Origin of the sequence: Nonomuraea sp. NPDC052634 (genome assembly GCF_040678535.1) — a bacterium.
Classification (GTDB): Bacteria; Actinomycetota; Actinomycetes; order Streptosporangiales; family Streptosporangiaceae; genus Nonomuraea; species Nonomuraea fastidiosa.
Map to the genome: position 1 here is coordinate 614,571 of NZ_JBFATY010000001.1, position 19,768 is coordinate 634,338.

At 70.0% G+C, this 19,768-nt stretch carries 21 protein-coding genes; 7 read left to right on the plus strand and 14 right to left on the minus strand.

From position 1 onward, the window contains the following. Positions 1-10 precede the first annotated feature (10 nt). The 4 genes from AB0K67_RS02975 to AB0K67_RS02990 form a co-directional block, all read right to left on the minus strand. A complete protein-coding gene (locus tag AB0K67_RS02975) occupies positions 11-1,615 on the minus strand; it encodes a hypothetical protein (RefSeq protein ID WP_364051883.1) in 1,605 nt (534 codons plus the stop codon). A 519-nt stretch (positions 1,616-2,134) separates the two neighbouring features. Then, positions 2,135-2,698 carry a dihydrofolate reductase family protein gene (locus AB0K67_RS02980; RefSeq protein WP_364051886.1) on the minus strand — a complete coding sequence of 188 codons (564 nt, stop codon included), beginning with the start codon at positions 2,696-2,698 and terminating at the stop codon, positions 2,135-2,137. Between the two features lie 57 nt (positions 2,699-2,755). Beyond that, entirely contained in the window at positions 2,756-3,505 is a 750-nt protein-coding gene (locus AB0K67_RS02985; protein WP_364051889.1) for a hypothetical protein, read from the minus strand. Positions 3,506-3,857: 352 nt separating this feature from the next. Beyond that, positions 3,858-4,304, minus strand: a complete 447-nt coding sequence (locus AB0K67_RS02990; protein WP_364051892.1) for a molybdopterin cofactor-binding domain-containing protein — start codon at positions 4,302-4,304, stop codon at positions 3,858-3,860. Between AB0K67_RS02990 and AB0K67_RS02995 the strand changes: the two genes are divergently transcribed. Next, the gene (locus tag AB0K67_RS02995) at positions 4,270-4,689 is read left to right on the plus strand and encodes a hypothetical protein (protein WP_364057581.1); all 420 of its coding nucleotides are present in this window, start codon (positions 4,270-4,272) and stop codon (positions 4,687-4,689) included. The genes AB0K67_RS02990 and AB0K67_RS02995 overlap by 35 nt on opposite strands. Positions 4,690-4,819: 130 nt before the next feature. Here the strand turns inward: AB0K67_RS02995 and AB0K67_RS03000 are convergent, their stop codons facing one another. From AB0K67_RS03000 to AB0K67_RS03015, 4 genes are all read right to left on the minus strand, one after another. Continuing rightward, a complete protein-coding gene (locus AB0K67_RS03000) occupies positions 4,820-5,929 on the minus strand; it encodes a right-handed parallel beta-helix repeat-containing protein (RefSeq protein ID WP_364051895.1) in 1,110 nt (369 codons plus the stop codon). A 152-nt stretch (positions 5,930-6,081) separates the two neighbouring features. Next, the gene (locus AB0K67_RS03005) at positions 6,082-7,380 is read right to left on the minus strand and encodes an MFS transporter (RefSeq protein WP_364057411.1); all 1,299 of its coding nucleotides are present in this window, start codon (positions 7,378-7,380) and stop codon (positions 6,082-6,084) included. Positions 7,381-7,554: 174 nt separating this feature from the next. Further along, positions 7,555-8,241, minus strand: coding sequence for a response regulator transcription factor (locus tag AB0K67_RS03010; protein ID WP_364051898.1), 687 nt, complete (start codon positions 8,239-8,241; stop codon positions 7,555-7,557). 28 nt (positions 8,242-8,269) lie between these two features. Continuing rightward, complete coding sequence (locus AB0K67_RS03015; RefSeq protein ID WP_364051901.1) at positions 8,270-9,541, minus strand: histidine kinase; 1,272 nt, start codon at positions 9,539-9,541, stop codon at positions 8,270-8,272. A gap of 193 nt (positions 9,542-9,734) precedes the next feature. Between AB0K67_RS03015 and AB0K67_RS03020 the strand changes: the two genes are divergently transcribed. After that, positions 9,735-10,658 (plus strand): hypothetical protein, encoded by a 924-nt coding sequence (locus AB0K67_RS03020; protein ID WP_364051904.1) that lies wholly within the window; start codon positions 9,735-9,737, stop codon positions 10,656-10,658. Here the strand turns inward: AB0K67_RS03020 and AB0K67_RS03025 are convergent. Further along, positions 10,644-11,159, minus strand: coding sequence for a MarR family transcriptional regulator (locus tag AB0K67_RS03025; RefSeq protein WP_364051907.1), 516 nt, complete (start codon positions 11,157-11,159; stop codon positions 10,644-10,646). The genes AB0K67_RS03020 and AB0K67_RS03025 overlap by 15 nt on opposite strands. Before the next feature lie 55 nt (positions 11,160-11,214). Here AB0K67_RS03025 and AB0K67_RS03030 point away from each other — a divergent pair, with 55 nt between their 5' ends. Beyond that, positions 11,215-11,934, plus strand: coding sequence for an SDR family oxidoreductase (locus tag AB0K67_RS03030; protein WP_364051910.1), 720 nt, complete (start codon positions 11,215-11,217; stop codon positions 11,932-11,934). Between the two features lie 75 nt (positions 11,935-12,009). Then, a complete protein-coding gene (locus tag AB0K67_RS03035; protein WP_364051913.1) occupies positions 12,010-12,930 on the plus strand; it encodes an SDR family oxidoreductase in 921 nt (306 codons plus the stop codon). Positions 12,931-12,951: 21 nt separating this feature from the next. On the opposite strand, the gene AB0K67_RS03040 is transcribed toward AB0K67_RS03035, so the two are convergent. From AB0K67_RS03040 to AB0K67_RS03055, 4 genes are all read right to left on the minus strand, one after another. After that, a complete protein-coding gene (locus AB0K67_RS03040) occupies positions 12,952-13,410 on the minus strand; it encodes a VOC family protein (RefSeq protein ID WP_364051916.1) in 459 nt (152 codons plus the stop codon). 141 nt (positions 13,411-13,551) lie between these two features. Further along, positions 13,552-14,019 carry a GNAT family N-acetyltransferase gene (locus tag AB0K67_RS03045; RefSeq protein ID WP_364051919.1) on the minus strand — a complete coding sequence of 156 codons (468 nt, stop codon included), beginning with the start codon at positions 14,017-14,019 and terminating at the stop codon, positions 13,552-13,554. Between the two features lie 14 nt (positions 14,020-14,033). Beyond that, positions 14,034-14,579 carry a DinB family protein gene (locus AB0K67_RS03050; protein ID WP_364051922.1) on the minus strand — a complete coding sequence of 182 codons (546 nt, stop codon included), beginning with the start codon at positions 14,577-14,579 and terminating at the stop codon, positions 14,034-14,036. A 7-nt stretch (positions 14,580-14,586) separates the two neighbouring features. Then, positions 14,587-15,219, minus strand: a complete 633-nt coding sequence (locus AB0K67_RS03055; protein WP_364051925.1) for a GNAT family protein — start codon at positions 15,217-15,219, stop codon at positions 14,587-14,589. A 243-nt stretch (positions 15,220-15,462) separates the two neighbouring features. On the opposite strand from AB0K67_RS03055, the gene AB0K67_RS03060 reads away from it, so the two are divergent. The 3 genes from AB0K67_RS03060 (at position 15,463) to AB0K67_RS03070 (ending at position 18,948) form a co-directional block, all read left to right on the plus strand. Then, a complete protein-coding gene (locus AB0K67_RS03060) occupies positions 15,463-16,263 on the plus strand; it encodes a GntR family transcriptional regulator (protein ID WP_364051928.1) in 801 nt (266 codons plus the stop codon). A gap of 977 nt (positions 16,264-17,240) precedes the next feature. Continuing rightward, complete coding sequence (locus AB0K67_RS03065) at positions 17,241-18,044, plus strand: hypothetical protein (protein WP_364051931.1); 804 nt, start codon at positions 17,241-17,243, stop codon at positions 18,042-18,044. Positions 18,045-18,111: 67 nt separating this feature from the next. Further along, on the plus strand, positions 18,112-18,948 hold the full coding sequence (locus AB0K67_RS03070) for a PhzF family phenazine biosynthesis isomerase (RefSeq protein ID WP_364051933.1): 837 nt from the start codon (positions 18,112-18,114) through the stop codon (positions 18,946-18,948). Between the two features lie 222 nt (positions 18,949-19,170). On the opposite strand, the gene AB0K67_RS03075 is transcribed toward AB0K67_RS03070, so the two are convergent. Further along, positions 19,171-19,638 carry a RidA family protein gene (locus AB0K67_RS03075; protein WP_364051936.1) on the minus strand — a complete coding sequence of 156 codons (468 nt, stop codon included), beginning with the start codon at positions 19,636-19,638 and terminating at the stop codon, positions 19,171-19,173. Between the last annotated feature and the right edge of the window lie 130 nt (positions 19,639-19,768).

Sequence of the window (19,768 nt, forward strand, 5' to 3'; positions counted from 1 at the left end):
GGTGAGCGGCTCACCGTCGCCGCCGGTCAGAACCTGGACATGGCCGTAGCCGGGCCACTGTGACCAAGTCTTCTCCTTCGTCTTGGTCAGGCCGTCGTCGTCGTCGAAGTGCCAGGCCGCGCCGCCGAGGTAGCGGTACTCCGTGACCATGTCGGGCCCGCGGGCGGTGCGGTCGGACTCGATGATGGTTGAAGGTGACCTCGGGAAGCGTCACTGCGGTGCCGGACGCCTTGCCCGTGTGCGTGATTCCCTTCAGGAGGAGCGCCCGATCGACGTCGGCGTCGCCCCAGGCGTGCCGCAGGGTCCAGGTGTCCACATCGCGGTAGGTGCCGTCGTCCTGCCTGACCTTGGTGGTGACGCCCGTGAGCCGGTGACGGGACCAGAAGGTGGGGGCGATGAGCCCGGCCTTGGTGCATTGCGACGTGCAGTTCTGGTCCCACGGCACATCCGGCCAATGATCAGGATTGCTGCCGATCTTCGAGGAGGCGCAGTCGAACGCGTCAGTGGGGATGCACCGCTCAGAGGTCTCGAACACCACCTTGGCCGGCGGCGGGGCGAACGGGTCGTCGGAGCGCAGCCCGTACTCGATGTGGGTCAGCCGGCCGCCACGGTCGTACTCGGCGTCGTCGGTGAGCGAGACGTTGCGACCGTAGCTGTTGCGTTCCTTGTCGTAGTAGTACGCGATGGCGTTGCCCCGGGTGTCCACGACGTAGTCGAGGTTCCACCGCCACGCCTGGCGGCAGGACGACCGCGCGAACCCGGCCGTGTCATGGCAGGGCTCGCCGGCGTCGTTACCGAAGACCGGCATCGTCCACGCGGAGGAGGTCTCGCCGCGGTCGGAGGTCCAGCCGGGCAACCGGTTCAGGCCGAAGAAGTACTGGGTGCCATCGGTGGCGGTCGCCTTCCAGTACTCCCCGTCCTTATCTCCGTTCGTGCCGCCGGTCATCTTCTCGAAGCGGGTGCCGTCGTCGCCGCGCATGCGCCACGTGCCGTCCGCAGCCTTTATCAGCTCTCCGCCCCTGCCGTTCCAGATGACGGTGGCGTTGTCGTAGGCCCAGCACTGGTCGCCGGGGTCCACGCCGTTGCTCTTGGGGGCGCCATCGTCGGCGCAAGGCTTGTAGCTGCGTTCGATGAAGCCCGGCCACAGGTCGAAGCCCTCGCCGACCCAGGACGGCTGGTTGTTGGTCGCGGAGGTCCTGCCGTCCACGGAGGCGGCGGAGTAGCCGATCGCGAGCTGCGGGGTAAGGCCGCCCGGCACCGGCGGTACCCGCAGCGGGTACGACCACGTGAAGTCGCCGGAGTTGCCGCTGCTGTTCCAGGTCGCGGCCGGAGCCAGCGGGGTGGCCCGATAGTCGCCGGCGGCACTCGCGGGTGCGGCGACGGCGGCGAGCACGGCGGTGCCTGCGGGGAGGCCGGCGGTGAGGGTGCGGGACTCGGCGTCGTTGCGGCCGGCCACCGGTGTGGCGGTGCGGCATGCGGGCAGGTCGGGGGTGGTCAGCGCGCACTGTGGCAGCTTGACGAGACGTAATCGGGAGCCGTACGAGCCGCCGTAGGCGGTGGCGAAGGGGGCGTAGTCCACGGTTACGGCGGCGGGGCCGGAGCTGTCGACCCTCACTGACAAATCGGCACCCGCTTTCGCGGCCGTGCTCCGGTCGAGGAGGCGAACCCGGGCGGCGCCCGTCGCTCGCACCGCCGACGTGTCTCCCGCGGCCGGCCAGCGGGGTCGCGGCGCGTCCCGGCCTGCCGCGGGGTCCGGGACGCGGGCACGAACCGGCACCTTCTTGCCTCGCACCGCCCACCGATCGTCGCTGACCTCGGGCGGGCCCATGACGGCGGGTTCCTGTTGGGGCGGGACGTGCAGCGGGCTCATCATCACGACGGCCACCGTCACCGCGGCCAACGACGCCTTACCTGTCCGCACAAGACCTCCTCTGACGACCAGCGAAGGAGCATCAGTGACCGGGCCCGGCCGGCTTGGACAAAACGTTAAGGAAGGCGAGGTGGTCGATCATCAATCCGGGACTGGGTCTCTGCCTCCACCGGAGCGTGTACCTCAGGGCGGCCTCTCCACCCTGAGGCGGACGCGACGTACCCCCAGAGGTGGACCCGGATGGTTGACAGCCGTGCGGGCCGTCTAGGGGCGCCGTACGCGGTAGCGGTGGACGACGGCCTTCGAGATCGTGCGCGTCTCGACCAGGTCGAGGTCCACCTGCCGCTTGCCCTGCGGAAAGAACGGCACCCCGCCGCCCACCAGCACCGGATAGACGACGGCCCGGTACTCGTCGATCAGGTCCAGGGCGGCCGCCTCGGCGGCCAGGCTCGCGCCGCCGATCGCGATCTCCCCCTCCCCCGGCTCGGCGCGCAGCCGCGCGATCTCCTCGGCCAGGCCGCCGGTGGCCAGGCGGGCGTTGCCCTTCACCTCGGTCAGCGTGGTGGAGAAGACGACCTTCGGAAGCGGGTTCCACAGCGCGATCCATTCGCGCGTGTCGTCGTCGAGCGACGGCTCCTGGTCGGCGGTCTCCCAGAAGAGCATCGTCTCGTACAGCCGCCGCCCCATCAGGTGGACGCCGACCTGCCGCAGCTCGTCGATGTGGTAGCGGAAGATCTCAGCGTCGGGCTCGGCCCAGGCGAAGCCGCCGTCGGGGCCGGCGATGTAGCCGTCGAGCGAGACGCCCATGGAGTAGGTGACGCTGCGCATCGGGGTTCCTCCTCGGCACTTCGGGTTCCGAGGTATGACCGCCGGCCGCAGCGGAACTCATCGTTCGCGCACGAACCTCGTACGCACGCCCCTGAACTCGAAGTCGTAGACCGTGTGGTTGACCTGGAGTCCGTCCACGGCGCCGATGAACGGGTTGTCGCGGCCCTTGGAGATGCCGAGGCTGAGGCTGATCACCGCGTCCGGCATCTTGGCCTTGAGTTCGGTGAACGAGCACGGCGACGCCTGGGTGCAGGTGATGGCTCCGCCCGTGGCGCCGGTCGCGTACCACCTGCTGCCGTCGGCGGAGGCGTCGTACTGCTGCCACTGGTTGACCTCGCGGGTCGCGGGTGCGGACGGGCTGGTGGAGGTGTCGGGCAGGTAGACGAGGCTGGTGTAGTCGGCCGGGCCGACGTTGGGGTCGGCCTCGATGGTGATGTTCGGCAGGCTGACGCCGGTGAGGCTGTCCATGCCGGCGAACACCCAGTACTTGAGCGTCTTGATGGACGACAGCCGCGTGCCCGCGAAGATCTTCTCATTGCCCCACGCGATCTTTTCGGCGCCGCTGCCGACGATGATGCCGAGGCTGCCGTGCCCGTACGGGGGCGGCTGGGTGGCGGCGAAGGTGGAGCCGGTGCGCCCGTAGGGGCCCTCGCGCAGGACCGCGTTCGGCCCGCCGATGGTGTTGCGCCCGATGATGCCCCAGTGGCTGGCGGTGACGATGCCGGGCAGGACGGCCGCACTCGCCGGAGGACCGGCGTCGGCCTGCTGCGGTTGCGTGTCGCCGTACGCGGCCATGGGTGCGGACATCAGAAGAGCCGCCGCCGTGATGATGAGGCCGGAACACCGGCCATGAAATGCATCCATGAATCCCCCAGAAAACGAATTTCCTTTGAATGTCGCGCATATCGGACATGTCGTCGTGCTAGCCCGACGGCGAGCGCGGATCATGTCTTTTCCTGGGGAAACGCGGGCTAAGCGCGGCCGTCGCCGAATTTGGGGAAATGCTTGATCAGGTACGCGGTGACGTGGTTCCGGTTTTTCGTCCGGAACCCCGCCTCAAGTCGTCGTCAGCGGGAAAAGGCGGGCAGGTTCCCGGAGATCCGCCAGGTACGGCCGCCGGCAGGTCACAGCAGTTTGTCCGGGGTGATCGGCAGGAGCCTCAGAGGCCGGCGTTGGAGGTGCGCGCGTCGCGGCGGTCCGCCTCGGTGGCCTCGGCCAGCGCCTGGCCGATGCCCATCGCGACGCCGCCGATGCCCCGGGAGCGCGCGGTGCGGGGGTTGAGGATGCGGCCGGCCTCGATCACCTTGACGTGCCTGGTCACGCGGACCGTCCCGAGCTCCGGGTCCACCTTCACCTCAGCGAAGTCGGCGCCGAAGGCGCGGCTCGCGATCGTCGCCTCGTGGGGCGGTGGCGGGTTGTGGCCGCCGGTGGCGTCCACGGGCTGGAGCCGGTCGCGGCACAGGATGCTCGCGTACCGCTCGCCCCTGGAGCGGCCGCCGCGGACGTACAGGTAGCCGTCGTCCACCAGGACGTCGTCCGGCGGCGCGCCCCCGCCGGATCCGCTGCAGCGAGTGCGGCCGCTCCTCGTCGTGGACGCCTCGCTCATGCCGCCCGGCGAGCGTGCCGACCGGCCCCGGTTCCGCGAGCCGCGCTACCGCGACCGCGACCTGTTCGACGGCGTCGCGGCGCTGCACGGTCTCCCGGCCGAGGGCGACGACGCGCTGACCCGGCGGTCGCCGCTGACCGGCAGGCTCGACCGCCTGGTCACCCGGCACGCCACCGCCCCGGACGCGGCGAGCCCCGCACTGCGCCACCGTGCTCTGCCCGAAGTGCGCGAGCTCCTGCACGAACGGCTCGACGAGCCGGCGGCGGGCAGGAGCGTCGCGGAGGTGGCCGGCGAGCTGGGCTTCCTCCACCAGAGCCACCTCGACAGGCACTTTCGGCAGTCGTTCGGGATGAGCGCGGGCGCCTTGGCCAAGACCGTACGGTAGCGCGCTCGGCCCCTGCGGCCTGCTCGCCCCGGTAGCGCGCCCGGGGTGCGCCCGGGGGACGTTCGGCCTGGCGGCCCGCAAGAACGCGCCCTCATGCGGCTCAGGCTCTCGCTCTCGCGGGCCGTCCAGGTCAGACTCCGGCCGTCACGTTGACGCCCGAGCCGACCGAGCGCTGGGTGGTCACCTCGGTGACGAGGTTGCCCGTCGAGGTGACGGTGAGCTGGTTGCCGCCCCGCTGGTACGACAGGCCGGTGCCGGAGCCGTTGCCGCGGATGACGTTGCCGGTGACGGCGACGTTCCCGGTGCCGTAGTTGACCCTCGTGATGGCCACGTACGTGGTCCCCGTGCCGCTGAACTGGAAGACGCGGTTGCCCGTGATGGTGCTCGCGGCGTCACCCTGGACGGCGGCCTCGATGCCGTAGGTGGCGAAGTCCTCGATGTAGTTGTCGCTGAGGCTGGTCGCGTAGAGGCGGTCCGCGTTGATGCCGGCACCGCCGACGTTGTAGACGTGGTTGCGCTCGATCACCCAGCCGGCGCTGTTCTCCAGCTTGATCGCGTCGCCCCCGGTCTCATCGATCCAGGTCTCGGTGAGGTTCCAGTCGGTCACCGCATTGTCGCCCTCCTCGACGTAGATGCCGTTCTGCCCGGACTGGTCGATGAAGAGGCCGTGAATGCGGCCGTTGACCATGCCGCCCGTGGGCGCCACTGTCGTCCCATCGCGCGCGATGCTGGTGATGTGGAGTCCGTTGGCCTTGGCGTTCTGGATGTGCAGGTTCTCGATGACGCAGCCCCAGGCGCGGATCAGCACTCCGTCTCCGCCCGAGGCGTTCCCGGCGGCGTTGGCGTCGATGGTGAGATCGCGTAACACGACGCGCCCGTCGGCGGTGGCGTCGTTGTCGGCCCACGACTTGGAGGCAAGCACGGCAGGAAGGTTGCGGTTGTCGGCCTGCTTGAGGAGCGTCGTGGGGCTCTCTCCCCGGTAGGTACGGTCACCGGCCAGCAGGACGGTGCTGGTGATCAAGCAGGGACCGTCGATGATGATCTCGTCGCCCTCGTCGGAGCCGTCGATCACCGACTGGATCCTGGCGGCATCGCCGTCGTTGTTCGCGCAGGTCGCGGTGATCCGCGCCGCCTCCGCCGGATCCGCGTCACCGAGTATCGCGACGCCGGCGGCGGCCACGACGGCGGTCAGGGAAGCGACCGTCAGTACCCGGCGTACGGCGGGCCTCAGATGTGCCATGAAGTCTCCTGTCATCTGCTGCGGAACGCCATGATGATCATGGCGCGCCTTTAGTGAACAATGAGACGAGGCACAACGAAAGTGGTGATTTTTCCGTTACGGGACGAGCGCCGCGACGACGGCCGGAGCGAGGCGGGAACCCGCCTCGGGCGTCAGGTGATCGGCTGCCGGGTGAGGCCCAGATCGGCGCCCTTCGGCTCCTTCACGGCGGTGACGGCGGCCAGCGAGATCACGCAGAGCACCATGATGTAGCCGCCCACCGACAGCGCCGATCCCGTGCTCTGCACCAGGGCCTCCGCGATCGTGGGGGCGAACGCGCCGCCGAGGATCGCGCCGAGCGCGTACCCGATCGCCGCCCCCGAGTAGCGCACCGATGCGGGGAACATCTCGGCGTACATGGCCGACATCGGGCCGTACGACAGGCCGAGACCGACGGCCAGGACGAGGACCGCCGCGGCGAAGAGCCAGATCTGGCGGGTCTCCATCAGCAGGAACAGCGGGATCATCCAGACGAACACCAGCGCGTAGCCGATCTGGAACGTGCGGACGCGGCCGATGCGGTCGGACAGCGCGCCGCCGTACAGGGTGAAGATCAGCCACGCGACCGAGCCGGCGACGGTGGCGAGCAGCACGGACGGACGGGGCAGGCCGAGCGCGGTGGTGCCGTAGCTGATGAAGTAGGCGATGAGCAGGTAGCCCGCCGCGTTGTTGGCGACGAAGATGAGCGCGGTCAGCAGGACGTTCTTGCTGTGGCCGCGGAACAGGTCACGCAGCGGCGCCGACGAGGTCTTAGTGCGCTGCTGCAGCTCCTTGAAGACCGGGCTCTCCTCCACGGCGCGGCGCACGAGGTAGCCGATGATGATCAGGGTCAGCGAGAGCAGGAACGGCACCCGCCAGCCCCACGCCTGGAACTGCTCGGGAGTGGTCACCGTACTCATGATCCACAGGACGCCGGTCGCCAGGATGAGCCCGATCGGCACGCCGATCTGGGGGAACGTGCCCCACCAGCCGCGGCGCTCGCGCGGCGCGTGCTCCACCGCCAGCAGGGCCGCGCCGCCCCACTCGCCGCCCGCGGAGAAGCCCTGCACGATGCGCAGCAGGATGAGGGCGATCGGCGCCGCCACCCCGATCGACCCGTACGTGGGCAGCAGGCCGATGAGCGTGGTGGCCCCGCCCATGAGCAGGAGCGTCATGACCAGCATGCGCTTGCGGCCGAGCCGGTCGCCGTAGCGGCCCGTGACGATCGCGCCGAGCGGCCGGAACAGGAAGCTGATGCCGATCGTGGCCAGTGAGATGATCGTGGCCAGGCCGGGGGCCTGCTCGTTGACCGGAGCCAGGAACAGCGGCCCGAACACCAGGCCGGCGGCCTGGGCGTAGATGAAGAAGTCGTACCACTCGATGGTGGTGCCGGCCAGGGTGCTGGCGAGGACCTTGCGGTCGTCGCCGGTCATGGAGCGGGGTTCACTCGTCACGTCGGCTCCGTTCGTGCTGGTGGGGGGTTCCGGACAAGGGCCGCTGACGATCACCTCGCCGGGGATGGTGCCTCACCATTCAAACGCGCGCGATGTGAATTTGTCAGCGTCGCAATTCGATAACGGGCGTGCCGGAACCCTGGTGCGGGTGCGTCAGGGGCGTAAGTCGCGGGAGGGGCGGATGAGGCCGGTCTCGTACGCGAGGATCACCGCGTGCACCCGGTCGCGCAGCAGCAGTTTGCTCAGCACGTTGCTCACGTGGGTCTTCACCGTCTGCTCCCCGATCGTCAGGTCGGCCGCTATCTCGGCGTTCGATCGGCCACGGGCGATCAGCTCCAGTACCTCCCGTTCCCTGGCGGTGAGCGTGCTGATCTCGGGCGGCGCGGGCCGGGCGGTACGGGCGGGCGGCCGGGCGCGGACGAACTCGCCGATGAGCCGCCGAGTGACCGACGGTGCCAGCAGCGCCTCCCCGGCGGCGACCACGCGTACGGCCTCGACCAGGCCGGACCGGCGCACGTCCTTGAGCAGGAAGCCGCTGGCGCCCGCGCGCAGCGCCTCGAAGACGTACTCATCCAGGTCGAACGTGGTCACCATGAGCACCTTGACCGGGTCGGCCACGCCGTGGCCGGCCAGGCGGCGAGTGGCCTCCAGGCCGTCCATGCGGGGCATGCGTACGTCCATGAGCACGACGTCGGGCCGCCACCGGCGAGCCGCCTCGACGGCCTGCACCCCGTCGGCGGCCTCGGCGACCACCTCCATGCCGGGCTGGGCGTCCAGGATCGCGCGGAAGCCGGCACGTACCAGCTCCTGGTCGTCGGCCACGACGATCCTGATCGTCATCGCGCCCGGCTCCCGATCGCCCTGATCGTCATCGTCCGCCGCCGATCGGGAGCCGGGCCACCACGGCGAAGCCGCCCTCGGGCCGGGCTCCGGCGGTCAGCTCGCCGCCGAAGAGCTGGACACGCTCCCGCATCCCGACCAGCCCGTGCCCGCTCGAACCGTTACCGTCCGCACTCCGCTCGCTGAGACCGTGCCGGTCCGCACCCTGCCCGCTCGGATCGGAGCCGTCGCAATCGTGCCGGTCCAGGCCGTCGCCCCCTCCGCTCCCAGGACCGTCATCGCAGACCTCGATACGAAGGTCGCGTTCACCGTGCCGCACCCGTACGCGCACCCGCGCCCCGCCCGCGTGCTTGACCACGTTCGTCAGCGCCTCCTGCACGATCCGGTACGCCGACAGCTCCACCCCGGGGGGCAACGGCCCGGCGGGCCCGTCCATCTCCAGCGAGGCCGGCACTCCGGACCGGCGCGCCTGTTCGACCAGTTCGGGCACCTGCGCCAGCCCGGGTTGCGGAGCGAGCGCGCCCTCCCCCTGCGGGCTCTCCTCGCGCAGCACGCCCAACAGGCGGCGCATCTCGGTCATGGCCTGCCGCCCGGTCTCGGCGATGGTGTCGAACGTCCGCTCGGCGGCCTGCGGGTCGCGTTCGGCCAGCACCGGCCCGGCCTCGGCCTGCACCACCATCATGCCGACGTGGTGGGTGACGACGTCGTGCAGTTCGCGGGCGATGCGGGCGCGTTCGGCGGCGACCGCGCGGCGGGCTTCGAAGTCGCGTTCGCGGGCCAGCAGCTCGGCGCGCGCCTCCAGTTCGGCCGTGTACGCCCGCCTGATCCGCGCGCTGTCCCCCAGCACCCAGGCTCCGGCCAGCAGCAGCATGGCGAAGGCGACGTCCAGCAGGTCGCTGTCGGTGGCGGGCACCAGCGCGACCACCGCCACGCCGACCCCCGCGAGCACGCCCACGACGGCGGAGACGGTCCTGCCGCACCAGGCGACCATGGTGTAGAGGGCGACGACGCCGCCCGGCGCCACGGGCGTGACCAGGTCCGGGAAGGGCGCGGCGCCGTAAACGGCGGCCACCGCGCCGGCCCCGAGGTTGATCCACAGCGGGTGGCGGCGCCGCCAGGCCAGCGGCAGCGTGCCGAGCAGGACCAGGATCACGGCGAGCGGCCCCGGGCGCGGCATGTGCTCGGCGGCGGCGCGGACGAAGAGCGCGATCAGGGAGATCGCCGCGAGGAGCACGGCGAGCGCCCCGTCGGCGGCCACCGGGTGCTCCCGGATCCAGGCCGCCACGCGTTTCGTCGGCATACGCCCAAGTATGAGGCGCTGCGGCGCGCTTGACCTCCCTCTCAGGAGGGAGCCTCCCCAGGCCGGGTGAGCCGGAGGTTCGGTGCGGCGGGGGATCCGGTACGGCGGCCCGCCGCCTACCGTCAGAGGTCAGAGGGATCCCGCTGGAACACCGGTTCACCGTTCTCCGACCGCTGCCACCAGGAGGTCCCCCATGTCCGAGATGCCGCTCCCCCGCGCCATGGGTGCGTCGCTGCGCGCCACGTTCTGGGATGAGGCGCGCGGCTACCAGCGGCTGGCGTACGTCGTCGGCGCCGCCCTCGTCCTCACCGGCCTCGCGCACGGCGCGATCTGGGCGGTCGTCGGCGGCCCGATCGAGGGGCCGCTGTCGTGGCGCAAGCCGGCCACGTTCGGCCTCTCGTTCGGCCTGACCACGCTCACGCTCGGCTGGATCGGCGGCCACCTGCGGGTGCCGGCGTGGTCGGGGTGGCTGGTGTCGGTGCTGCTGTGCGTCTCGACCGCGCTGGAGGTGGTGTGGGTGAGCGTGCAGCGCGCGCGTGGCGTACCGTCGCACTTCAACGACATGACGGCGCTGGACGGGGCGCTGTTCACGGCGGGCGGCGTCACGATCGCGGTCACCGACATCGCGCTGCTGCTGATCACCGTGGCGGCCTTCACCGCGTGCACCGCGCCCGCGCCGATGGCGTGGGCGATCCGCGGCGGCATGCTGGCGCTGCTGGCCGCGCAGGTGGTCGGGATGTGGATGATCGTGCACGGGATCGGCCTGCTCGACGCCGGCGCCTCGCCGCTGACGCACTCGATGAGCACGTACGGGCGGGCGGGCGCGATGAAGTACGCCCACGCGGTGCCGATGCACGCGATCCAGGTGCTGCCGGGGCTGGCCTGGCTGATGGGCTTCAGCCGGCTGTCCGAGCGGGCGCGGCTGGTGGCGATGAGCGCGGCCATCGCCGGGTACGCGAGCCTGTTCGCGGTCGCGCTTGGCCGTACGGCGCTGGGGCTGGAGCCGTTCGACCTGCTCAGCCTCTCGACGCTGCTGTACCTCGTGCCGGCGCTGCTGCTCGGCGCGGCCTCGGTGGCGACGGCGGCCGGGCTGCGCCGCCGGTCAGGGCTCGGCTGACAGCCGCCTGCGCACGTCGGCGGTCAGCTTGTCCAGCAGCTGGACGAGGGTGGCGCGCTCCTCCGGGGTCAGCCCGGCGACCAGGGACGCCTCGCGGCCGAGCACCGAGTCCACCGAACGTTCGATGAGCGCGTGCCCCTCCTCCGTCAGCGTGACGACGACGCTCTTGCGCCCGGTGCCGCCGGGCGCGCGGTGGATGAGGCCCTCCCGCTCGGCCCTGGCCACCCGCTGGGAGATCGCTCCTGCCGTGACGAGCGTGCGGCGGGCCAGCTCGCGGGTGGTCAGCCGGTACGGCGGCCCGGACCGGCGCAGCACGGACAGCAGATCGAGCGTGGCCGCGTCGATCCCGGCGGCGCGCAGCACGCGGGCGCGGTCGTCGGCGAACAGCTTCGCCAGCCGCCAGATGGGCGTGACGATCTCGATGGACGAGGTCGGCGTGCCGGGGCGCTCGCGCTGCCAGGCGGCGGCGATCTCCGCGGGACTGGTGGGGGCGTCGGCCATCTCGGAACCCTTCGCTATATTTAGCCCTAAACATACCTGCCGTCAGGAGGGACTCATGGGCAGGACCGTACTGGTCACCGGGGGAACCAGCGGCATCGGCCGGGCCATCGCCGCCCGTTTCGCCGCCGACGGCGCGGACGTCGTCATCACCGGCCGCCGCGCCGCCACCGTCGAACCCGCCGCCAAGGAGCTCGGCGTGCGCGGGGCCGCCTGCGACGCCACCCGTCCCGATCAGGTCGCCGCGCTGGCCGCCGAGCTGAGCGGACCGCTCGACGTGCTGGTGAACGCGGCCGGCGGGCTGCCCGCCACCCCACCCGAGGGCACGCCGCCGCTTGAGGCGCTCGCCCTGCAGTGGCAGTCGAGCCTGTCGCTCAACGTGGTCAGCGCCGCGCTCACCACGGCCGCCGTACAGGATCGGCTGGCGCCCGGCGGCACGGTGGTCAGCATCGGCTCGATCGGGGCTGAACGGCGCGGCGGCTCGTACGGCGCCGCGAAGGCCGCGCTCGCCGCCTGGAACGTCTCGCTCGCCGCCGAGCTGGGCCCACGCGACGTCACCTGCAACGTCATCTCGTCCGGTTACGTCGCCGGCACCAACTTCTTCGGCGACGGCATGACCGAGGAGCGCCACCGCGCGCTGGTGGAGGAGACGCTGCTGAAGCGGCCCGGCACGCCCGATGACATCGCGCAGACCGTCTTCTTCCTCGCCTCGCCCGGCGCCCGCCACATCACCGGCCAGACCATCCACGTGAACGGCGGCGCGTTCACCACCCGCTGACCTCGCCCGGCAAGGCCCCGCACCGGCACGGAAAACATGACAGGCGTTGTCGGCTTTTCTCGTTACGTTCGCCGCATGAGCAATCATCCGAACCTGCGAGGCAAGGTCTGCCTGGTCGCCGGCGCGACGCGGGGCGCCGGCCGGGGCATCGCCGTCGAGCTGGGCGCGGCCGGCGCCACCGTCTACGTGACCGGCCGCACCACCCGGCGGTCGCGATCCGAGTACGACCGCCCCGAGACCATCGAGGAGACCGCCGAGCTGGTGAACGCGGCCGGCGGCCACGGCATCGCCGTACCGGCCGACCACCTCGACCGCGACCAGGTCAGGTCGCTCGCCGAGCGCATCGGCCGCGACCACGGCCGCCTCGACGTGCTCGTCAACGACATCTGGGGCGGCGAGCACCTCGCCCAGTGGGACACCCCGCTGTGGGAGCACGACCTGGACGCCGGCCTGCGCCTGCTCCGGCTCGCCGTCGACACCCACGTCATCACCAGCCGCTTCATGCTGCCCCTGCTGATCAAGCGGCCCGGCGGGCTGGTGGTGGAGATGACCGACGGCACCAAGGAGTACAACGACCGCAATTACCGCGTCTCGTTCTTCTACGACCAGGCCAAGAGCGCGGTCATCCGGCTCGGTTACGCGCAGGCGCACGAGCTGCGCCCGTACGGGTGCGCGGCGGTGTCGCTGACCCCCGGCTGGCTGCGGTCGGAGATGATGCTCGACCACTACGGGGTGAAGGAGGAGAACTGGCGCGACGCGACCGCGCGCGAGCCGCACTTCGCCATCTCGGAGTCGCCCCGGTACGTCGGCCGCGCCGTCGCCGCCCTGGCCGCCGACCCTGACGTGATGCGGTGGACCGGCCGGTCGCTGTCGAGCGGGCAGCTCGCGCAGGAGTACGGCTTCACGGACGTGGACGGCTCCCAGCCGGACTGCTGGCGCTACCTGGTGGAGGTCCAGGACCCCGGCAGACCCGCCGACGTCACCGGCTACCGCTGACCTCCGCCGGCGACGGCGGTACTAGACCACGTCGAACTCGTTGCCCTCGGGGTCGAGCATCGCCACCGCGTAGTGGTCGGCCCCGGGCTGCGAGTGCACCCGTACGACGGACGCCCCTGCCTTGACCAGCCGCTCCACCTCGGCATCCACTCGCGCTCGCCTGGTCTCCAGGGGCGTTTCGTCGCGCTTGCCGCCGACCAGCACGTCCAAATGGAACCGGTTCTTCACGACCTTGCCCTCGGGCACCTGCTGGAACCAGATCCTCGGCCCGCGCCCTTCCGGATCGACGATGCTGTCGTTGCCGTCGCCCTCGCCCAGCTCGTCCTCCGGCACGCCGATGCTGCGCCAGTACGCCCGCCACGTATCGAAGCCATCCGGCGGCGGCTCCAGCTCGTAGCGCAATGCGTCCGCCCAGAATCGGGCCATCCGCTCAGGATTCGCACAATCGATCACCAGTTGATACGAGACCATGCCCGCCATCCTGCCCGAGGCCCGGCGATTCGGGGTGCTCGTCAGGCCGAATATCGAGGCCGCTGATCAAGCTCCGGTGACCGGCACGCGAGGAGGCACCGCATGAGCACGATCGCGCCCCGGGCGGGCGACGCGCTCCCGCGTGATCGCTCACGTGTCGAGAGACAGGAGCGGAAGGCTGCGCCCGGAGATGGAGCCGGACGGGGCCAGACCGATCCGGGCGGCGCCCATCGCCAGGTAGAACGGCTCGGCGTGCGGGTCCGCCTCGATCAGCAACCGCACGAAGCCGAGCCTCCGCGCGGCGGTCACCGCGTGCTCGAGCAGCAGGCGGCCGATGCCGTGCCCGATGGCGTCCGGTTCGACGAAGAGCATGCCCAGCTCCCCCTCCGGCGGATCGCCCTCGACGGTGACGAACCCCAGCACGCGGCCGTCCCGTTCGGCCACCGTCGTCCGCCGGGCCTCCACCTGCGATGCCGGGACGGTGAGCTCGTCCCGGCAGGCCGCCATGAACGTCTCGTCGTAGCCCCAGTAGGCCTTCGAGCGCAACGCCAGCTCGCTCAGCGGCTCCGCCTCGTCCGGCCGTGCGGCCCTGACCAGCACGTCCGTTCTCCTGCTCATGCTCTCCTGCCTGGTCACAGGCCCACCGCACCGTCGATGCCCTGACGCAGGAGGTCGGCGTGGCCGTTGTGCCGCCCGTACTCCTCGATCATGTGGAGGAGCACCCAGCGCAGCGTGATCGTACCGCGCCAGGGGTCCGTGCCGGTGATCTCCAGGTTCGCCGCCCCGGCCACGAACCGGTCGGCGAAGTCCACCTCGTCGTGCCAGAGCCGCCACGCCTCGGCGACGATCTCCGCGTCAGGCACGGCGTCGTCGAAGGCCGCGTCGGGACGCTCCTCGGTCTGAAAGTACGGGCCGGCCGGTTGCCCGGCCATGTCCCGGCGGAACCAGCGCCGTTCGACGTCGGCGAGGTGCCGTACGAGCCCCAGCAGCGACAGGTTCGCGAAGGGCACCGACCGGCGGGCGAGCGCTCCCGGGTCGAGGTCCTTGCACTTCAGCTTCAGCGTCTCGCGATGCCAGCGGAGGCAGGCGGCGAGCATCGCCTTCTCGTCCCCCCGGGCCGGCACGGCGGGCCTGGGGTCGCTGTCCTCGGGCACGAACAGCTCGGCGAACATCCGCATGTGGATCTCACCTCGCTCGCGCGGACTCGGCCGGCGCGGCGGCGAGGCGCTCGCGCAGCGCCGCTTTGACGGCGGGCCATTCCGGGGCGATCACCGAGAACATGGCCGAGTCGCGCAGCAGGCCCTCCTCACCCGGCGCCCAGGAGGGTGACCAGCTTCGCAGGACGCCCTCGAAGTGCGCGCCGAGCCGCTCGATCGCCCGGCGTGAGCGGTGGTTGCGGGCGTCGGTCTTGAGATCGACGCGGGTCACGTTCAGCGTTTCGAACGCGTGGGTGAGCAGGAGCAGCTTGGCCTCGGCGTTGATCATGGTGCCCTGGGCCGAGGCGGACAGCCAGGTCCAGCCGATCTCCACCGCGCGCAGCTCGTCCCGGCCCGGCCACGTACGGGGATCCCAGAGCCCGGTGCATCCCACCGCCTTCCCGTCGCTCAGCCGAATCTGGGCGAAAGGGGTCAGCCCCTCGCGGGAGAGCTGGGCGCGCAGGTAGGCCGGGACCTCATCGGCGCGGGGCACGAGGGTGAAGGCGTAGGAGGAGCGGTCCTCCTCGGCGGCCTCCGCCAGATCCGCCGCGTGGCTCATCGCCAGCGGCTCCAGGCGTACGCGAGATCCGGTCAGCACGGGAACGTCGAGCCGGCGGTGCATGCGGTCTGCCACCTTTCTGCCGAGCGGGGTGCGGGGAGCACGGCGTGAGCGTCATCGGCGAGCCTCGGCCGGATTTGTATGGTACACCCTACAAATTAACGGTTGTGGGGGAGCTGCACCGGCATCTGGGGAGGTTCGCCGTGGCCGGGCACGATGCTCCGGCTCACCGCCCTGCCGGACGCCTCCTATGCTGGCAGCACGATCTAGACCCGCATCCGCGAGCAGCTGAAAGGCCATCAAGCAGTGGTACGCCCGCCGGGACCGGACCGGCCGCTCTACATCCGCATCGCCATGTCGCTCAAGGCGCGGATCCTCGCCGGAACCTACCCGCCTGGTAGCCGGCTGCCGCCCGAAGAGGAGCTCGCGGCCGGCTTCGGCGCCAGCCGCAGCACCATCCGCCAGGCCATCGCCGACCTCCGCGGCAAGGGATATCTCACCAGCCGGCGCGGCTCGGGCACCTACGTGAACACCGAACCGCCGATCGAGCCGCTGTCACCTCGTTCGGGGCCGGTCTACACCGGTTTCCTCGACGACCTCGACGATGAGGCCCACCACGTCCACGAGCTGCACCGATCCCGGCGGACCATCATCGCCGACGAGGCGCTCGCCGCTCGGCTGCACATCCCTGCCGGCAGCCCGGCCGTCCGCTTCCGTGGCACCCGGGTGCGCGATGGCAAGGTCTACGGTGTCGCCACCGACATCCTTCCCGCGGACGTCGGTGACCGGATCGACGCCCAGGTGCTCCAGCGCTGTGCGACCGTCGTCGACGCGCTGGCGGCCGTGGGCCATCGCGTCCAGGAAAGCCTCCAGCGCGTCGAACCGACCTCGCTGGACCCCGCCACCGCCCGGCTGTGCGGCGCTTCCCCCGGCGAGCCCGCCCTCTCCATCACCGGCGTCGCCTACCGTAAGGACGGGACGCCGATCGACGCCTACACGCTCGTCGTCATCAGCGGGTACGGCATCGGTCTGCACCTCGTACGCGCCAGTGACCAGGTCACAGACGCCGAGCACTCCCGAGCCGTCGGCCTTCACCTCCAGCCCTGACATGCAGAGCCCGACCCGCACGTGGCGAGCGCGGGTCGCGCGCGGCTTGCGGGGTCTTCACCACCGATACGTGGGCGAAGCCGTCAGCGAACGGCTCGGTTCCACCGCCCGACGGGCGCAGGTTCACGGTCGCGGCGGCCGGTTCCAGCGCGCGGTTCGCCGTTCTGACGTCGGATCGACGTCCACGCACGCGCCGCCCCGCCGCGTGCGGACGGCGCTCGGGTGCTGCACGAAGCCGAACCCGCCGGGGGAAGAGCGCGCACCTCGCGGTTCTCCCCCGCACGGGGACAGCGCTTCCGCCGGCTTGCCCGGACCGGCGAGCGGCGGCGGAGGTATCGGCCTCCGTCGCATGGCCCTCGGAAGGCGGCGTGCCTGGACGGGTTCCCGCCCTTCCCTTCTCGGACGACTTTTCCGCGGCTCGCTCCCGGGCTGCCGCGCTTCGTCTCAGCGACATTCAGGAAACCGTGATCGTGTTGGCGCCGGGTGGTATGGCTGTTTGATCGTCTTCATCTGCGGTGCCGTAGTCGCCGACGAACGCGCCTACATTTTTTCGTTCCCGGCGACCCGGCCGTGCCGGTCGTCCGGTCCGGACCCGGTGCGCGAAACTCACCTCAGCCGGTGAGCAACAGTCGACTTCCCACCTCTTCGTACTTGCTTTCTGAAAGCTTCTTGTACGACTTGCACCGTTCATACCAGAAGTCATACGGATCACCGGCAACTCACGGCACAAAAATCTCGATGAACGGTACAGCGGGCGGCGACGTTGACTGGGACACCCGACGAAGGCCGACACGGGAGTCAACGACACGCACCCGAGAAGGAAACGGCGGCCCACCCTCTGCCGTATACATTTCGGCCGCACCGATTGATCAGATAACGGCTCTTCGAATGCACCCGGACGCCCCAGGTCTATGCACCACTGCTCAACCTGAGTATGATTCAGGCATACGGTCGTTCAATAGGGTCGGAGGGTGCCTATGGACCCAGCCTATGATCACGATCCGTTCTTTGAACCGGTGATCGCCGACCGGTTCGAGCGCCGATTGATTGCCGATCTCGCGGCGGGTCGATGCGCAGCCATTCGAGTGCCGGGCTTTTTCTCGCCAGACGAGTGTGCGCTCGTCTTGGACGCGCTCCTCAAGGTGGAGTTCGCCACGTACGGCCGGCAACGAGTGCGGCCCGAAGTGATGCGCTTCGGCGTAGGCGTCAGCGACTACCGCAAGAACGGAACCATTTCCGACGACTATTGGACCGCGGTCGACGAGAGCAGGCGCGCTTGGGATGACCTGAAGCTTCCGTTCGACCCGTTCGAACTATGCCGGAGCCGATTGGGCGCCGAACTGCCACAGCCAGTGGAAGTCGCCCGGCATGGCGGCCGACCCATGGGCGCCGGAGTCGCCCGCGAGCCCAACCAAGGGTTTCTCGTGCACTTCGACGACGCGCAGCGTGAGTTCTCCGGCCCTTTCCTCGACGCCGACATCATCTGCCAATTCGCCTTCAACCTGTATCTCAGCGTACCGGACGAAGGAGGCGAAACGGTTGTCTGGCGACACCGTTGGCATCCTGCCGACGACAAGCACAAACCCGCTGGATCCTACGGTTTCGAAGAGTCCGTCGTCGGCGATGCCGAATCCTTCCACATGCGGCCACGAACCGGCGAAGCCGTGCTACTCGATCCGAGAAACTTTCATGCGGTACGACCGAGCAACGGCGGCCGCAGAATAGCCCTCGGCTTTTCCGTCTCCATGGCGGATACCGGACAATTACTGACTTGGGGTTGACCACCGCGCCTGCACAACTTCAGCAAAGCGGTTGTCGGCCACTTATCGAAGAGTTTAGCGTGCCCTCATGGAGATTCTGCGGTACACGGCCTTCAGCGAAAGTACCGACGGCGGTAATCCCGCGGGGGTCGTATTCGACGCCGCGGGCCTCGACCCGAAGCAGATGCTCGAGATCGCCGCCGAAGTCGGCTATTCGGAGACCGCCTTCGTCACCGGGAGAGCCGACCGGCACCTAGCCGTCCGTTACTTCAGCCCGATGGTGGAAGTTCCTTTTTGCGGTCATGCCACCATCGCGACGGCCGTGGCCTTCGCCGACCGGCATGGCCCCGGAGAACTGCTGCTGGACACGCAGGCCGGTCCGATCGAAGTGTCGACTTCGGTCACGCACACCGGGCTCACGGTCGCGACCCTCGTCAGCGTGCCACCGCACGTCGATGATCTGGACACGACACTCCTCGACGAGCTTCTTGCAGCCCTGCGCTGGTCGCGAACCGACCTCGATGCCGGCCTCCCGCCGAAAGTCGCTCACGCAGGCGCTTCTCATCCGATCATCGCCGCCCGGACCCGTGAACGCCTTGCGCATCTGTCTTACGACTTCTCCCTGCTCGCCATGCTGATGGAACGTACCGGATGGACGACCATCGACCTCGTCTGGCGGGAGAGCGACGACATCTTCCATGCCAGGAATCCCTTCCCACCCGGGGGCGTCGTGGAAGATCCCGCTACTGGCGCGGCGGCTGCGGCGCTCGGCGGTTACCTGCGCGCGTTGAAGCTCGTCGCGCTCCCGGCGACGGTAACCGTTCTGCAGGGCGAGGACATGGGTCGCCCCAGTACCATCACCGTGTCCATCCCACAGGATCCCGCTAGCGGTATCGCCGTCACAGGATCAGCGCTCAGGCTGTGATCTGAAGGCCCACCTCGCTTCGGCACCGCATCCCGGGTACCGCGTGGCTGGGATCAGCATCACGCAGTGGACGTGGCGTGTCATCATGGTCACCGCCACGATTGGCCGTCGGTCGTTGTCCCTCGAGTGCCGGCACGGACGGGCCAGGGCGGTGATCAGAGCGTTCGCGCCCCTTGGGCCGGATCAGGTCAGCGTCGGTGGCGGGGATGAGCGATGCGGGACCTACGTATCGATGTGCAGCGTCAGCTCAATTTCGACGGGAGCATTCAGGGGTAGCACCGCGACCCCGATCGAAGTGCGCGCGTGCCGTCCCGCTGCTCCGAAAACCTCGCACAGCAGATCACTGGCGCCGTTGACAACGTCGGCTTGTGAGGTGAAGCCAGGCGCCGACGATACATAGCCGACCACCTTCACCACGCGCAGTATCCGGTCGAGCCCCACAGCGGCATCCGCCGCCGCCAGTGCGGCAAGCGCGCACTGCCGCGACAGACCGGCTGCGACCTCCACCGATACTTGATCGCCGACCCTCCCGGTGACGACCACTTCCCCACCGGTCATCGGGATCTGGCCGGATACGAACAAGAAGTCCCCTGCGGCAACAGCCGGGACATAGGAGCCTTTCGCCGGGCTGACGGGCGGCAGCTTCAAGCCGAGTTCTGAGAGCCTCGCAGAAGGAGTTCCCCTTCTCATAGGTACAAGGTACGCGACCGCATGGTCAGCGCACAGCATTTTGCCGGATGTCCGAATTATGCATGATTCGCCGAACTTGACCACTGCGCATCAGCCGCCGCAATCATATCCAATCTTGACATCTTCCTCT

What these genes read in the sequence shown, in the direction of transcription:
- AB0K67_RS03000 (WP_364051895.1), bottom strand. Translation starts at nt 5,929, where the DNA reads ATGGCACATCTGAGGCCCGCCGTACGCCGGGTACTGACGGTCGCTTCC.
- AB0K67_RS03020 (WP_364051904.1), top strand. Translation starts at nt 9,735, where the DNA reads ATGTCCGAGATGCCGCTCCCCCGCGCCATGGGTGCGTCGCTGCGCGCC.
- AB0K67_RS03035 (WP_364051913.1), top strand. Translation starts at nt 12,010, where the DNA reads ATGAGCAATCATCCGAACCTGCGAGGCAAGGTCTGCCTGGTCGCCGGC.
- AB0K67_RS03025 (WP_364051907.1), bottom strand. Translation starts at nt 11,159, where the DNA reads ATGGCCGACGCCCCCACCAGTCCCGCGGAGATCGCCGCCGCCTGGCAG.
- AB0K67_RS02985 (WP_364051889.1), bottom strand. Translation starts at nt 3,505, where the DNA reads ATGTCCGCACCCATGGCCGCGTACGGCGACACGCAACCGCAGCAGGCC.
- AB0K67_RS02980 (WP_364051886.1), bottom strand. Translation starts at nt 2,698, where the DNA reads ATGCGCAGCGTCACCTACTCCATGGGCGTCTCGCTCGACGGCTACATC.
- AB0K67_RS03010 (WP_364051898.1), bottom strand. Translation starts at nt 8,241, where the DNA reads ATGACGATCAGGATCGTCGTGGCCGACGACCAGGAGCTGGTACGTGCC.
- AB0K67_RS03075 (WP_364051936.1), bottom strand. Translation starts at nt 19,638, where the DNA reads ATGAGAAGGGGAACTCCTTCTGCGAGGCTCTCAGAACTCGGCTTGAAG.
- AB0K67_RS03065 (WP_364051931.1), top strand. Translation starts at nt 17,241, where the DNA reads ATGGACCCAGCCTATGATCACGATCCGTTCTTTGAACCGGTGATCGCC.
- AB0K67_RS02990 (WP_364051892.1), bottom strand. Translation starts at nt 4,304, where the DNA reads ATGAGCGAGGCGTCCACGACGAGGAGCGGCCGCACTCGCTGCAGCGGA.
- AB0K67_RS03040 (WP_364051916.1), bottom strand. Translation starts at nt 13,410, where the DNA reads ATGGCGGGCATGGTCTCGTATCAACTGGTGATCGATTGTGCGAATCCT.
- AB0K67_RS03070 (WP_364051933.1), top strand. Translation starts at nt 18,112, where the DNA reads ATGGAGATTCTGCGGTACACGGCCTTCAGCGAAAGTACCGACGGCGGT.
- AB0K67_RS03055 (WP_364051925.1), bottom strand. Translation starts at nt 15,219, where the DNA reads ATGCACCGCCGGCTCGACGTTCCCGTGCTGACCGGATCTCGCGTACGC.
- AB0K67_RS03050 (WP_364051922.1), bottom strand. Translation starts at nt 14,579, where the DNA reads ATGCGGATGTTCGCCGAGCTGTTCGTGCCCGAGGACAGCGACCCCAGG.
- AB0K67_RS03045 (WP_364051919.1), bottom strand. Translation starts at nt 14,019, where the DNA reads ATGAGCAGGAGAACGGACGTGCTGGTCAGGGCCGCACGGCCGGACGAG.
- AB0K67_RS03015 (WP_364051901.1), bottom strand. Translation starts at nt 9,541, where the DNA reads ATGCCGACGAAACGCGTGGCGGCCTGGATCCGGGAGCACCCGGTGGCC.
- AB0K67_RS03005 (WP_364057411.1), bottom strand. Translation starts at nt 7,380, where the DNA reads ATGACCGGCGACGACCGCAAGGTCCTCGCCAGCACCCTGGCCGGCACC.
- AB0K67_RS03030 (WP_364051910.1), top strand. Translation starts at nt 11,215, where the DNA reads ATGGGCAGGACCGTACTGGTCACCGGGGGAACCAGCGGCATCGGCCGG.